This is a genomic window from Mycobacterium sp. (genome assembly GCF_052145595.1).
GTDB lineage: Bacteria > Actinomycetota > Actinomycetes > Mycobacteriales > Mycobacteriaceae > Mycobacterium.
The window spans coordinates 1-13280 of sequence record NZ_JBKQOI010000380.1 but is presented as its reverse complement, the minus strand read 5'-3'; the positions used below and the strand labels follow the sequence as shown (position 1 = coordinate 13280).

The 13280-nt window shown below is 69.7% G+C and carries 5 protein-coding genes and 2 pseudogenes; 3 read left to right on the top strand and 4 right to left on the bottom strand.

The genetic code is table 11. The features are described 5' to 3' along the window. On the bottom strand, nucleotides 1-956 hold a 956-nt coding region (locus ACLP4W_RS30725), incomplete at its 3' end, for a carbohydrate kinase family protein (RefSeq protein WP_442391450.1). Between the two features lie 319 nt (nucleotides 957-1275). On the opposite strand from ACLP4W_RS30725, the pseudogene ACLP4W_RS30720 reads away from it, so the two are divergent. Further along, nucleotides 1276-2287, top strand: a pseudogene (locus tag ACLP4W_RS30720) (IS3 family transposase). Between the two features lie 787 nt (nucleotides 2288-3074). Here the strand turns inward: ACLP4W_RS30720 and ACLP4W_RS30715 are convergent. The 3 genes and pseudogenes from ACLP4W_RS30715 to ACLP4W_RS30705 all read right to left on the bottom strand — a co-directional run bounded on the left by ACLP4W_RS30715 (nucleotide 3075) and on the right by ACLP4W_RS30705 (nucleotide 12404). After that, nucleotides 3075-8255: an RHS repeat-associated core domain-containing protein gene (locus tag ACLP4W_RS30715; protein ID WP_442391448.1), complete on the bottom strand. Its 5181-nt coding sequence runs from the start codon at nucleotides 8253-8255 to the stop codon at nucleotides 3075-3077. Nucleotides 8256-8265: 10 nt separating this feature from the next. After that, the gene (locus ACLP4W_RS30710; protein WP_442391446.1) at nucleotides 8266-11187 is read right to left on the bottom strand and encodes a hypothetical protein; all 2922 of its coding nucleotides are present in this window, start codon (nucleotides 11185-11187) and stop codon (nucleotides 8266-8268) included. An 865-nt stretch (nucleotides 11188-12052) separates the two neighbouring features. Further along, a pseudogene (locus ACLP4W_RS30705) lies at nucleotides 12053-12404 on the bottom strand (VOC family protein). Between the two features lie 40 nt (nucleotides 12405-12444). On the opposite strand from ACLP4W_RS30705, the gene ACLP4W_RS30700 reads away from it, so the two are divergent. Together ACLP4W_RS30700 and ACLP4W_RS30695 are read left to right on the top strand one after the other, a co-directional pair. Next, on the top strand, nucleotides 12445-12861 hold the full coding sequence (locus tag ACLP4W_RS30700; protein ID WP_442391444.1) for a hypothetical protein: 417 nt from the start codon (nucleotides 12445-12447) through the stop codon (nucleotides 12859-12861). Nucleotides 12862-12962: 101 nt separating this feature from the next. Beyond that, the gene (locus ACLP4W_RS30695; RefSeq protein WP_442391442.1) at nucleotides 12963-13127 is read left to right on the top strand and encodes a hypothetical protein; all 165 of its coding nucleotides are present in this window, start codon (nucleotides 12963-12965) and stop codon (nucleotides 13125-13127) included. The last annotated feature ends 153 nt before the right edge of the window (nucleotides 13128-13280 follow it).

Sequence of the window (13280 nt, the reverse complement as noted above, 5' to 3'; positions counted from 1 at the left end):
TCCTCTCGTGACAGGTAGACGTTCAGTTCCGCGCCGGTGCAGCGCTGAGCGCCCATCGCATTCCCGTACTGGCAGGCCACCACGTAATCCCGGTACGCGAGGTAGCCGTAGGCCAATCCCGCGGCGAACGAGTCGCCAGCACCGGTCGTGTCCACGACGTGCTCCACCTCGATACGATCGACGAGCTCGTCGGCGACCCTGCCGGAGCCGTCCCGGTAGAAGGCCACGCAGCCACGCTCGTCGAGAGTCACGCATACCGCCCCGACACCGCGGTCCAGACAGTGATGCGCCAGGTTGCGCAGTTCTTCAGTGCTCAGCCTCGGCGGGTCAGCCGTTACCTCCGCTGACTCACCGAGCCACGTCGAGCTCGCTTCCTCAACGTTCATCTTCAGGATGTCGATGTACGGAAGCCATACGTCCCGGTCAGCCCACACCCTTGGATGGCGCTCGCCGCTGCGGGTCAGCGTCATCGTAGGGCCATGGGCATCCAGCACCACGGTTGCACCGCTGTTCTCCTTGATGTGCCGCAGCGTCGGCTGCCCCACCTCGTAGTCCGTGATCGGGACGCAGACAAACACGTCGGCATCAAGCACCTTGTCGACGTCGGCCGGCAGGATCGGGTTCATGAAACTCGTCTGCCGCTCGACGCGACGGTTGTGCTCGATATAACGCAGCTCGATGACGTCCCCCTGGTCGCCCTGCGACGTTATACCGGAGGTGTCGATATTCGGGAAGGACCCGAGGATCTCCTTGATCGGACCCTCGTCCTGCCGGCGGACATGTGATATCGGGACGATCGTGTCATCAACATCCAGGAGAGCCGAGAGGGCAACCGCCGTATACAACGCGCATCCGTACTTCTCGAACCGTTCACCGGCATGTGTCACGATCTGGTCGCGAGGGATCGGGCCCAGCACGGCAACCTTGCGACTCGCCCGGCTTTGCATGTCATTCATCACGAATACCTCCGGCGCTTGTCGCCATCGCACTGCGCAACGTAGGGCCAGTTGCGCTGCAGGGACTGCCGGCTGTGCTGCAAGGACCCGCGGTCACCAGTGACCGCTCCTCTGATCCGACTGCCTCTGCGGAGCCGCCCACATTGCCTGTTCAGCCAACCACCGCCGAGCTCATCGCGCTAGGGCGTGCTCGCGAGCTGGTCCGCGACGCTCGACCAGGCCGAAGCGGCCCACGCGACGGACGGACCTTGACATGCCGTGGCAGACTGGACCGCCCCGGGTTCCTTGGAGGCTGTGACCTCTGGGAAAGTTGGGGCTCATGGCATCACGGAAGGCGCGTCCCGCGGAGCTGCGGGAACGCGCGGTGGCAATGGTCTTCGAGCTGCGTGCGGAGACGGGTAACGCGCGTGGCTCGATCGCACGGGTCGGCCAGCGGCTGGGCATAAATACCGAGACTCTCCGCAACTGGGTGCAGAAAGCGGAGACTGATTCCGGGCAGCGTCCCGGGATGACGAGCGATGATAAGAGAAAGATCGCCGAGCTGGAGCGTGAGGTCCGCGAGTTGCGGCGGGCGAACGAGATCCTGAAGGCGGCGAGCGCTTATTTCGCCCGGGAAGTCGACCCGAGACATCCGCGCTAGTCGGGCGAGCTGAACCGCGAGGGCATCGCGGTCGCGCGGTGCACGGTCGAACGGCTGATGGGCGAGCTGGGGATCGCGGGCGCGGCCGCCAGGAAGAAGCGGCCGCGCACGACGGTTCCTGCGGAGCCTGGCCAGGAGCGGCCGTCTGACCTGCTGGAGCGCGACTTCACCGCCCCCGCTCCGAACCGGCGGTGGGTCGCGGATATCACCTATGTCGAGACGGTGGCCGGCTTTGTCTATGCCTCGTTCATTCTCGATTTGTATTCCCGGATGATTGCCGGCTGGCAGGTATCGGATACGCTGCGGGCCGAGCTGGCCCTCGATGCGCTGGAAATGGCGATCTGGTCCCGTGGTGATCGGATAGACGGCCAGCTGGTGCATCATTCGGACCGGGGAGTGCAATACACGTCAATCCGCTATACCGAACGGCTCGGCGAGATCAGCGCTGTCCGGTCAGTCGGCCGGAAAGGTGACTTATGATAATGCGGCAGCGGAATCACTGAACAGCCTTTACAAGAAAGAGCTCATCGAACGGGAAGGACCGTGGCGCGGAACGGATGATGTCATGCTCGCGACCCTGGAATGGGTTTCCTGGTACAACACCGAACGGCTGCACTCCGCCTGCGGATATGTCCCGCCGAAAGAATATGAAGAAAGCTACTACGCCCGGCAGGAAAGCATGGTAAGTTAATCAAATCCGGCAAGCAGAGGCCTCCAATTTTGTCGGGGCGATCCACCCCGGCGGTCCGGTCCGGTCCGGGTAGGTCCATTTCCGGTGGACCAGGCGGCGGTGCCACCGCAGCACGGTTCCGGGCGTGACCAGCCGGTGCAGCCGCAGCCTTCCCCGGTAGGAGCCGGATCAGCCCGGCGAGGACCGCGCGGTCGGCCCAGTCCAGCCGGGGCCGCGGATGGGTACGGCGCAGCACCGCGACCTCCTGCCTCAGCACCAGCATCTCGGCGTCCTTGGAAGCCGATGACCGGCCGAGCAGGACCAGCCAGCCGCAGACGCGGATGAAGATCAGATAGAGCAGGCGGAGGGACACGAGCGATCATCATGGCCTACCGCTGACCCGTGGCGCATCGCTGCAGCTCACGGGCCGGGCATACTTCTGGCACCTCACAGGCGGGCCTCCTTCCGCCAGTCGGCCAATCGACGGACAGCCCGCCCCGTCACGATAGGCCGACTGGCGGGGCGATGAAAATGCTGTTTAAGACGGACCGGGAGGGTATGCGTGCGAGGCCGGCGAGGTATCAGCTGCCGGGATACGTCTCTCCAGCCCCGCTGACGTGAGCACCTGCTGGGGCCGGTGCAGGCCGACCGCCTAGAATCCGCCGCGGAGTCCACCTGCCCGAGGCCAGCGTGGTGATGGTGGTACTCAACGGTCTGCCTTTCCTGCGGCCGGAGGGCCGGGCCGGGCAAGAATGGGGTGTCAGCACCGCTGGCGACGGGCATGCCCAGGACCGGGAAGCCAGCCTCTTCAGAAGGTGACGGTGCCTTCCCAGGGGTACACGTCCGTCTGTATCCAGGAGCCATAGGGGCCCTTGACCACACTTTCGGGGAGCGAGCCGACGCTGACGGACTCGGCGTCCCAGTTGCCGTTCATCGCGGTGAGGGTGGGGGAGGTGCCGGTCGAGCGCGCGACGTCGGCGCCGAGAGACCTGGAGAGGGACCCGGCCGTTTTCTGGGCGTTGAGGGCGGCGGTCAGCCCGCGGTCGGTGCTGAGGACCGCCCGGTCGGTCACGGTCAGGTCGCGGGTGCCAAGCACCGTTCGCAGGACGTTGCGTATAGAAATCGGGCGGGTTGCTGACGGTGTGACCGGCCGCGGTCCGGCGGCGCGGCCGGAGACGCCGTCCAGTATGCTGTCGGTGCCGGACTGAGCGTTGTTGGGGTTGTAGGACGGGGTGACGTCGGAGGCTCCTTCGGTGCTCAGCAGCGAGTCCGGGGGGATCTCCTCTCCGGGCCGGAGATGCGGGTAGAGGTCATTCTGCTCTCCCTCGACGAGGGCGTAGCGCTTGCTGGCCGGGTTGGTCACGTCGGTCTCGTCGTCTGGGTCGAGGAGGAAGTCCGCGGCGTCCTGCGTGGCGCCTTCGGCGATGGCTCCGGCTGCCGACGCGCCGACGACGCTAAGCCCGGCCACCGTGGCGACGGCGCCGGCCGCCAGTTGCACCGTTCCGAGCGCGGAGCGCTGGTCGTTGGACAGGAAGTGCTTGCCGCTGACGGCGTCGTCGATGTCGTCGGCCGCCTTGACGGCCGAGGCAACGGCTCCGGTCGCGCTCGCGACGGCGCCGACCGCGGTGGCCACGGTAGCCACGACGGTGCTCACGGTGACCGCCCCGACCTCGGCTCCCACGAGGGCCGGCAGCGCGGCCAGCGCCGCTCCTCCGGTCGCGACCGCGGCGAGGGCGAACGCGATAAAGCTGCCGATGTCGATGAGGAGGTCTTGGAGGGAGAAGTGGCCGGTGAGGTCGACCAGGATGATCGGGTTGGCGGCGAAGCCCTGGTAGTGGTTGAACGCGTTGGCGGTGTCGCGGCTGGTGAACCGGCCTTGGGCCGGGTCGTAGCTGCGGGCCGGCAGCAGCAGCAGGCCGGTGGCCGGGTCGGTCATCGAGCTGGCCGGCGCCGCCCCGGTGTACTGGAACGGGTTGGCCCGCCCGCCCGGCGCGGGGTTGGGTGCCGGCTGGGTGCGAAGCTGCCCGCCGGGCTGGGCTGGCGTTCCGTAGTCGCCGTACTGGTAGGTGCTGGTCACCGTTGCGTTGGCGTCGACCAGCGCGGTCACTGAGGAGTGGCGGTCGCGCAGCAAGTACCCGGTGCCGGGGCCGGTAAGGACCGGGGCCGGCGCCCCGTCGGGGACGGTGCCGGCCGTGGTGGTGCCGGGCTGCAGCGTCCGCGCCTCCCGGCCGGCGGTGATCAGGTAGGACGCGGTGGTGGCCGCGGGGCCGGTGGTGGCGTCGGCGGTGGTGTCGTGGACCAGGGTGCCGTCGCAGCCGTAGTGGAACGTTGCGGTGCTCGGGCCGCCGGCCGCGGTTGTGGTCGTGGTGGACCGGCGGGTCCCGTCCGGCCAGTAGGTGTACGTCGCGGTGGTCTCCCCGCGGGTGGCGGTGACCATCCGGTCGAAGGCGTCGTAGGTGATGGCCCAGTCGTTCAGCGATTGGGTGACCCGCCCGTCACCGTCGAAGGCCTGGTTGACGGTGGTGCCGTTGGTGGTCTGGGCGGTGAGCTGGCCGGCCGGGTCGATGGTGTTGGTGGTGGGTGAGGGCGGCGGCGGCCCGCCGGCCGGGGGCCGGGTGGTGGTCGTGGTGGCCACGACGTCGCCGGCCACGTTGAGGGTGTAGGTGGTCGACGTCTGCGCCGGTCCCGACGTTCCGGGGCCAGCGTAGGTGGCCGAGCTGATCAGCCGGTTGTAGGCGTCGTAGCGGTAGGCGGTGGTCCAGGTGCCGGCCGTGGCGGGGGTGCCGGGCACCGCCGGGTGGGTGTCGGTGCGGGTCGCGACGTTGCCGTGGCTGTCGTAGGTGTAGTCGTGCTCCTCAATCACCGAACCCGGGCCGGAGGTGGTGCGCTGGCTGCTGAGCTGGTTACGGGCGGTCCAGGTGTTCGTCGTGGTGACGCCGTTGGCCCGGGTGGTGGCCTGGACGCGGGACATCGGGTCGTAGGTGTAGGTCACCGACGCCAACGTCGTGGTGCCGCGGGTCTGGGTCGCGGTCGTCATCCGGCCCGCCGCGTCGTAGCTGTAGCTGGTGACCGCGCCGGTCACGTCGGTAGTCGTGGACAGCAGCCCGGTGTCGGTGTACGTCGCGGACGTCGCCGTGCCGTCGGAGTAGGACCGGGACACCACGTGGCCGTCGGCGTCGTAGCCGAACGTCACGGTGCTGGTCCCGTCGCTGATGGTCTGCACGCGGCCTGCGCCGGGCTGCCCGGCCGGGACGTAGCCGTAGGTGCGGGTCACCGCGGCGCCCCCGGAAGGCTGCGCGGTCACGCTGGTCAGCCGGCCGGTGCCGGGGTCGTAGGAGTCGGCCACCACGGTGCCGGACGGGGTGGTGCGGGTGGCAACCGTGCCGTCGGAGTGGTAAGTGTAGCCGGTGGTGCGGCCGTCCGGGTCGGTGGAGGTGGCCATCCGCCCGGCCGGGTCGTAGCCCACCCGCGTCCCCTGGCTGGCGGCCTGGTCCGGTTGTGTCCGCGTGCTGCTGGTCTGCTGGCCGCCGAGGGCGAGGGTTTCCGACAGGTCGACCGGGTCCGCGGGGAACGCCGGGGTGTCTTGCGGGGTGGCGGTTTGCGCGGTGGTGGCCCCGCCGGCGGCGAGGTAGGCGTAGGCCAGGGTGAGGTCGTCGGAGGTCTGGGAGGTGATGCGTCCCAGCCCGTCGTAGCTGGTGGTCTGGGCCGCGTCGGCGGTGCCGTCGCTGTAGTGACGCTGGATGGAGACCGGCCGGTTGCCGTTGTCGTAGCTGGTGGTGCGGGTCGCGTCGGGGCTGGCTGAGCCGGCCGCGGCGGCTGCCTGCGTGGTGGTGTGGGCGACGTCGTCGTAGCCGGTGGCGTGGGTGATGCCGGCCGGGCCGGCCTGCTGGATCTGGCGGCCGAGGACGTCGAGCGTGGTGGTGATGGTGCGGCCCTGCTGGTCGGTCGCGGTGATCGTCGTGCCGTCCAGGGTGTAGCTGTAGGCCGCCAGCTGCCGTGCGGCCGGGGAGCCGCTGAACGCCTGGTTGCGGACGTTGTCGGTGACCCGGGCGCTGCGGCCGAGGGCGTCATAGGCGGTCTGGGCAACCCGGCCGTCCGGAGTGGAGACCGTGCGGGCGGCCGGCGTGGCGCCTGTCGCTGCCGCGTAGGAGGTCTTGGTGGTCAATCCGTCCGGGGTGATCCTGCTCGTCTGGCGGCCCGCGGCGTCGTAGCCGTAGCTGGTGATCCGGCCGAGCGGGTCGTTGGTGCGGACCGGCTGCCCGGTCACCAGGTCCAGCACGGTGCTGGTGCTCGCCGCGGCGGGGGTGCCGGCCACGGTGGTGATGGTGACGGTGCGCGTCCGGGCGGCGGGGTCGACCGAGGTCGCGAACGTCGTGGTCACCGTGTCCGGGCCGCCGCTGCCGCCGGCCGGCTTGGCGCCGGGTGCCCAGGTCATGGTGCGCTGCGCTGGCTGCCCGGAGACGTCGTAGCGGTAGCTGGTCGTTGACCGGGCGGTCAGCGGCTGGCCCGGTGCGGCGTACGCCGTGGTGGCGCTGCTGATCGTCTTGTGATCCGCCGACAGCACGTGGGTGGTCTGGCTGCGGGAGCCGTCCGCCCCGGTGATCGTCACGCTAGTGATCAGCCCGTACGCGTCGTCGTAGGTGATCGCCGTGGTGGTGCCGGTCTCATCGGTCGACTGGGTCACGCGGCCGTGGTCGTCGTAGGCCCGGCTGGTCGTCACGGTGCGGCTGCCAGTGGCGGCGGCGATGCCGGCCACGCCCGACGTGGCCGAGTAGGTCAGCGTCGTGGTCGCCGGGCGCGCGTAGTTCCCCGGCACGTTGACCGCGCGCACCGGCGGGTAGGTCGCGGTCTGCTGCTGCACCGTGACGGGCCCGGCCAGCACCGTCCGGGCGACCAGCCGGTGCTGGGAATCGTACGTCGACACGGTGGAGGTCGGCGAGCCGGGGCAGGTGGACGGCGGCGGCAGCTGCCGGATCACGCAGCTGGTCATCGAGGTGGTGTAGAAGTAGTTCGGATCCCCGGACTCGAACAGCCCGTCGGAGGACCCGCCGTTATAGCGCGGGTAGCCGGTGTAGTTGTGCCGGCCGGTGTTCTGCGCCGGGTCCATGGAAAACAGCCGCGCCGGGCCGAGCACCGTGTCCGAGGCGTCGACCGTGACCACCGCCTGCACCGCCGTCAGCCCCGGCTGGTACCCGATCGACTGGTAGGTGATCAGCGTTCGCGCCTGCGACGCGGAGGTGACCGAGGTCAGCAGCTCCACCGGGGACCCGGACACCGGCGAGTAGGCGAAGTGCGCCACCGCGCCGGCCGGGTCGGTCACCGACGTCACGCGACGCGCCGCGTCCAGCGCGATCGTGGTGCGGGCCACGACGCCGTCCGACCGCGGCGGAGCCGACACCACCACCGACGACGGGGTGTAGCTGAACGTGGTGGCCTGCCCGTAGCCGTCCACGATCGAGCTGGGCGCCCACCCCCCGCCGCCGACAGGCTGCCACGTCAGCACGGTGCTGTTACCGAACCTGTCGGTCCGGGAAATGAGGTTGCCGTTGCCGTCGAAGTAGTCGGTCCGGCCGTCGTCGTAGGACAGCACGAACGCGTACCCCGCGGTGGGCAGCCCGGCCCGGGCCGGCACCGTCCCGGACGCCCGCGTGTAGGCCAGATCGCGCAGCGGATAGTCCCGAAGCCCGGACGGGTACGAGCCGCCGGCGACGTAGGCGCCGCCGTTGGCCGGGTACACCGTCGCCGGCGTGGCCGGGTCGACGAACGAGACACCCAGCGACCAGCCGGGCCCGAACCCGGACCGGTCCAGCCCGCCGGCCGCCCGGGCCTGATCCCATACCAGCGACCAGGTGACCCCGGCCGAGCCCGGCCCGGCCACCGCCGCCACCGGCACCGACACCGAGAACAGCCCGGTGCGTTCGTCCACCGAGCCCGACAACCCGCCGCCGAGGCCGATCGCCCCCGACACCACCGATAGACCGCTTCTCACCTGGCTCACCTCAGCTGCTGGCCGGAATGTTGACGACCGGGACCAGCACGCCGTGCGCCACCAGGCAGGTGTCCACGTGGTCGCCGGGCAGGAACGCCGAGGTGCCGGTCAGTGTCGCTGCCGTGTCGGACACGGTCAGCGGCGCTGAGGCCAGCAGGTGCTCCGGCATCCCGGCGGATTGCTGCAGCGGCAAGCTAGCCACGCTGGTCGTCGCCTGTGCCGCGGTCAGTATCCCGATCTGCCCGCCGTCGGCGGTGTCCAGGAACAGCGCCGGGCTGGCGGCGGTGACCGGCGCCAGCCGGCACAGGCTGGAGCCGGTGAAGTCCGCGCACCCGGCCAGCGAGATGCCGGTCGACGCCGAGGTCGCGCTGGCCACCGGGGCGATCGCCGAGGCCCGCACCTCAATCGCCTGGCTCGGGGCCGGCACCCCCCCGTTGAGCGCACCGCCCGCATAGCCGGTGATCTTCTGGTCGTTGGTGCTGGTGGTCGACACGTAATGGTAGGTGCCCGCCACCGCCGGGCCCTTGGTCACCGACCCGTCATTGGGATACGCGCCCGCGTAGGGACTGACCCCGATGAAGCCGGCCGGGTCGTCGCCGGCGCGGAACAGGTTCGTGACCAGGTTGCCGGAGGCATCGCGGTAGTAGATCCGCTGGTAACTTGGGTCAGTGACCGGCAAGGGATTGCTGTTGCCGTCCAGCACCTGCACCAGCAGCGGAGCCTGGTCGACGCCGCTGCTGACCGGCCGGGCCACCCCGTCACTGCTGGCCGGCGCGATCTGCGGGCCGCTCACGTTGGTCTCGCCGGCCGGCGGCGGCAGGTCCGCCAGCGCCACCGGGGAGGCAACCCCAGCGGGTCCGAGCCCGACCCGGATCCACTGGTAGGCAGGTTGTCCCGGCGGGTTCTCCCACCAGAACCTGGCCGGCCCGAGCGTCAGCCGGGCCGGGGAATCCGCGGAACCGGCCGCCACGGCCGGCTCGGTTGCCGGCACCAGGGTCCCGAGGCTGGTCCAGCTGCTCCCATCGACGGAGCCCTGCACCAGCAGCGGCGCCACCATGACCTGGTTCCCGAACTGGTACGGCGCCGGCAGCTGGTAGGCCGCGCCGGTCACGTCGAAACGGTACACCGCCGGACTCGGCCAGCCCGCCGGCGTCACCCGGGAGCCGATCACCGTCGGCGACGGCTGCGGGGTGGGCGCGGGAGGCGTGCCGACCGTGACGGTCCACAGCCCGAACGCGGCCAGCTGGTTGTCCGCGTTCGTGATCGACACCGTGGCCGAGCCGCCAGCCTGATCCGCCACGTCCACGGTCATGTCACGGTTGAGCCGCAGGCCGACCAGGCGAGTGTCAGCGGGATGGCTGACCGGTGTGATCGTCAGGTAGCCGAGCCAGCCGCCGGTCACATCCGTCGCGGCGCACCCGCCGCTCGCTCCGGCGGTGTATGCCCCCATCGTGTAGATCGCCGAGCTCTGGCCGGCCGCCAGCGTGATCCCCCCCGGGGGGAACGCCGGAGCATCAGCCCAGCCCGGGGCGTACCAGCAGCCGTACCCGGGGCTGGGCGACGCCTGCAAACCCACCGTGACCGGCTCCCCCGAGGTGTTGCTGACCTGGAACCGTCCTTCCTTGATTCCCGGATACCATTCGCGGAACGAGTCCCAGTCCGGCGACACCGAATTCGGCGACCCGGCGCTCACCGGCTGGGCGGTCAGCCCGCTGGAGGTCCCGTCCCACCGCAGCAGGCCGCCATACCCGCCGGCAAGGACGTCGTACAACTCCTGCTGGTACGACACCGCGTAATCTGAGCCGCCGGCCGTGCCGTCCAACCTGGGTATCGGGTTCACCGCGATGATCCCGGCCCCGCCCGGACCGGGACCGGATGCGGCCAGCGTGTTCGTCGGCGCGCCGGTGCCCGTAGGGTCGACGAGCTGCAGTGTCGCGTCGGTCATGCCGAACGCGACGACCGGCGAGCCGTCCTGGCGCTGCCCGAACGCCGCGCACAGGGGCGATGGTACTAGCGCTATCCCGCCCTGATGCGCCCAGGTCAGCCAGTTCGGCTGCACGTTCCCGTCCCGGTCGACGTGCACGAAGAACCCCTCGTTGGCCCAGCTGATGACGCCGACGGCCAGCAGGCCAGATCCGGACGGGTCCCAGGCAAGCGCCGTCGGCGGGGTTTGCGACCCGTCCGGGGTGGCCATGCCGCCGAAGGTCGAGGTGAGTTGCGGCGTCCCGCTGACGTTGTAGATCTGCACGCCGCCGTCGCTCAGCCCGACGGCGAGATAAGGCACGGTGCCCACGTATCCAGCGGCAAGTGACGTCACCCCGATCGCGCGGACGATATCCTGGAGCGCGCCGGCCGGCCACGGCCACTGGTTCGGCAACGCGACCCGGATGGCGCAACTCGCGCTCGCGCACGAACCGTCGGGCGGCACCACGTAGAGCAAGTTCTGGTAGGCAGGGTCGCCGCCGTAGGTGTCGAAGACGTTTCCTGTTGTTCCAGCGATGAACAAAGCGTCGTTGTTGCGGGCGAGGTAGATCGTGTTCAGGTGGTAGGCCTCCCAGAGGGTCTGGAAGCAGCCGGAGCAACCCTGCGTGCTTTCCTGCCCATACTGGGCCCATGTGTAGTCGTACTCACCGGGAGGGGGGTTGTTGCCCCACGCCCCTTGGGTGTCGTTCCACACGCCGGAGTCGGGGGCGGGAGCCAGATCCAGGAGAGTGGACCGCAGGAGGGCGCCGCCGCGCGACGGCGAGTCATAGATGTTGAGGCTGCTGGTCTCCGCGCGCATGCGCTGGTCGTAGCCGCGGCCCAGGAAGTCCCCGGTGAGGTCGTCGCGCATCGTGCGCGGCATGCCCGCGGAGATGTCGACCGGCGGCGCCGCCGGCCCCCCGATCGGCCCAGGCGCCGACTGCTTCGGTGATCTGGCGGTAAATGGCATGGTCCTGCTCCAGCCGGGATAAACAGACACGGCGGTGGGTGACTAGGACCGGCCCGGGGCCGGTCATGACCTGTCATCGGGGGCAGGTGCCTGCGGCGGCGTGGCCGCGGGCCGCCGGAATCCGTGATGTCGCTGCGGCGGGTGCCCAGCCCCGCTCGCCCGATTGTGCGCGAGATCAGTGCGGTGATGATTTCGCCCACTATATTACAGTCGCGGTTTTCCGCAGCGGCGGCGTAGCGTCGCGTCCTGTGACACCTGGTGGGCGGGGTTCGGTTACACGGTGTCACCTCCTTCCGGTTGCCCGGGGTCAGGTTGCGGCGGCGAGGGGCACCTACGCGCTCAACACTCCGGCCAGCCAGACATCCTCGACAACTGCGCCCGACCCTTAACTACGTGGCCTTGCTGCGCGATCGGCATTCGCCGACCCTGGACCCGTCAACCGCTCAACGGGGACCGGCAGCTATGAGGAAGACGGGGGCGGGCCAGGATGTCTGAGCCGCTTCATCTGGAGCGGAATGGTCCACTCGTGAATGGCAGTCCCTGCTACCCTCCCCGCAGGTCGCTTCCCAGCCATTGCTGTCCCAGGTCACCCTCGATGGGTGAGCTGCCCCGCCCATGGAGAGGTTAGCGTGGCTGCATGCTCATCGCGCTGCTCGCTGTGCTCGGCAACGGTGCCGGGGGTCGCTGGCCGCTCGGGTCTCCGGCAACTGTCCGACGTTGATCCCAGTGCACGCGCCTCGCTATCACCTCCATATCAACCATGTGAGTGCGTCTCTAGCTTTCGCGAACGAGCTTGATGTCGGCCACCGACGGTCACGTGGATGACCGTGGCTGACCGCCCCGAATCGCACGCCGCGCCGCTGTTTCAGTCCCGATAATTCACGATGTTGATGACGTTGCCGTCTGGTGCCCGGACGAAGAACCGGCGTACACCCCACGGCTCTGTAGTTATCGGGTGCACGATCTCGTAGCCGAGTTTCTGAGCTTCTGCATAAGCACCTTCGACGTCATCCGTGTGGACGGAAATGATCGAGTCTTCGGGTGCGGCTCCGTCGCGTTACGCGCTGGACGTTCGCCCTGGTGCCGGGAGAGGTGTAGCGAGCCACCCATCCAATGTTGAACTCCTCGGTACTCAGCCCGGGGTAGTGGGCGTAGAGGCTCTTCGCCGCCTCAACGTCAGCCACCCGGAGGTTGGCCACGATGCGTGTGGCGCGTATGCGGTCCTCCGGTGGGACGAAAGGTGCGTGATCACTGCGGATGAGGTGGAGACCCTGCTGTTTCGACGTGCTCGGCACCGTGGTGGACGAGGCCGGGTCGATGCGCGCCGAGTTGGCGGCCGCGCTGGACCAGGCGGACGCGCGATGGCAGGCTGAGGCGCTGGCAGCAGCCTGGGCGCGGCGCTTCGCCGCGCTGGTGTCCTCGATCCGCGAGGGCGCGCCATGGCGGTCCACCGACGCCCTCAACGCCGAAGCGCTGGCCGACGTGCTGCGCGACGGCCCACCGCTGCCGGAGGCTACCGTCCGGCAGCTTGCACTGGCCGGGCACCGGCTCAGGCCCTGGCCCGACTCGCAGGCCGCGCTGCGCCGCCTCGCCGGGCGCTTCACTACCGTGGCAGTGCCGAACGGCAACCTGTCGATGCTGACGGACCTGTTCGCGGCTGCCGGGCTTACATGACACTGCGTGCTGTCCGGCGAGATGGTACACGCCTACAAGCCGGACCCCGCCGTGTACCGGCTCGCGCTCGACGGCTGGCGCTCGACCCGCGCCGGACGCTTATGGTCGGCGCCCACCCCTGGGACCTCCGCACCGCGGTAGCCTACGGGCTGCGCACCGCTTTCGTACAACGCGTCGGCGACGGCGTTCCCGCACCGTCGGACACGTTCGACCTCACAGTCCCCGACCTGGCTACCCTCGCCGCGCGGCTGCTCACCGAGGCGTGACGACGCTGAGCGCCGCTGCTGCGACGTGACACCAGGGCTCCTGACATAGAGCCGCGCGCCGGAGTGGTTGCGGCGGGGTGATCAGCAATTTCGGGCGTGTCGCTCACGTCCGCCGCGGCCGGTTCGTGAGAAAATTCTTACAAGATGACCGGC

What these genes read in the sequence shown, in the direction of transcription:
- ACLP4W_RS30710 (WP_442391446.1), bottom strand. Translation starts at nt 11,187, where the DNA reads ATGCCATTTACCGCCAGATCACCGAAGCAGTCGGCGCCTGGGCCGATC.
- ACLP4W_RS30700 (WP_442391444.1), top strand. Translation starts at nt 12,445, where the DNA reads ATGAGGTGGAGACCCTGCTGTTTCGACGTGCTCGGCACCGTGGTGGAC.
- ACLP4W_RS30695 (WP_442391442.1), top strand. Translation starts at nt 12,963, where the DNA reads ATGGTCGGCGCCCACCCCTGGGACCTCCGCACCGCGGTAGCCTACGGG.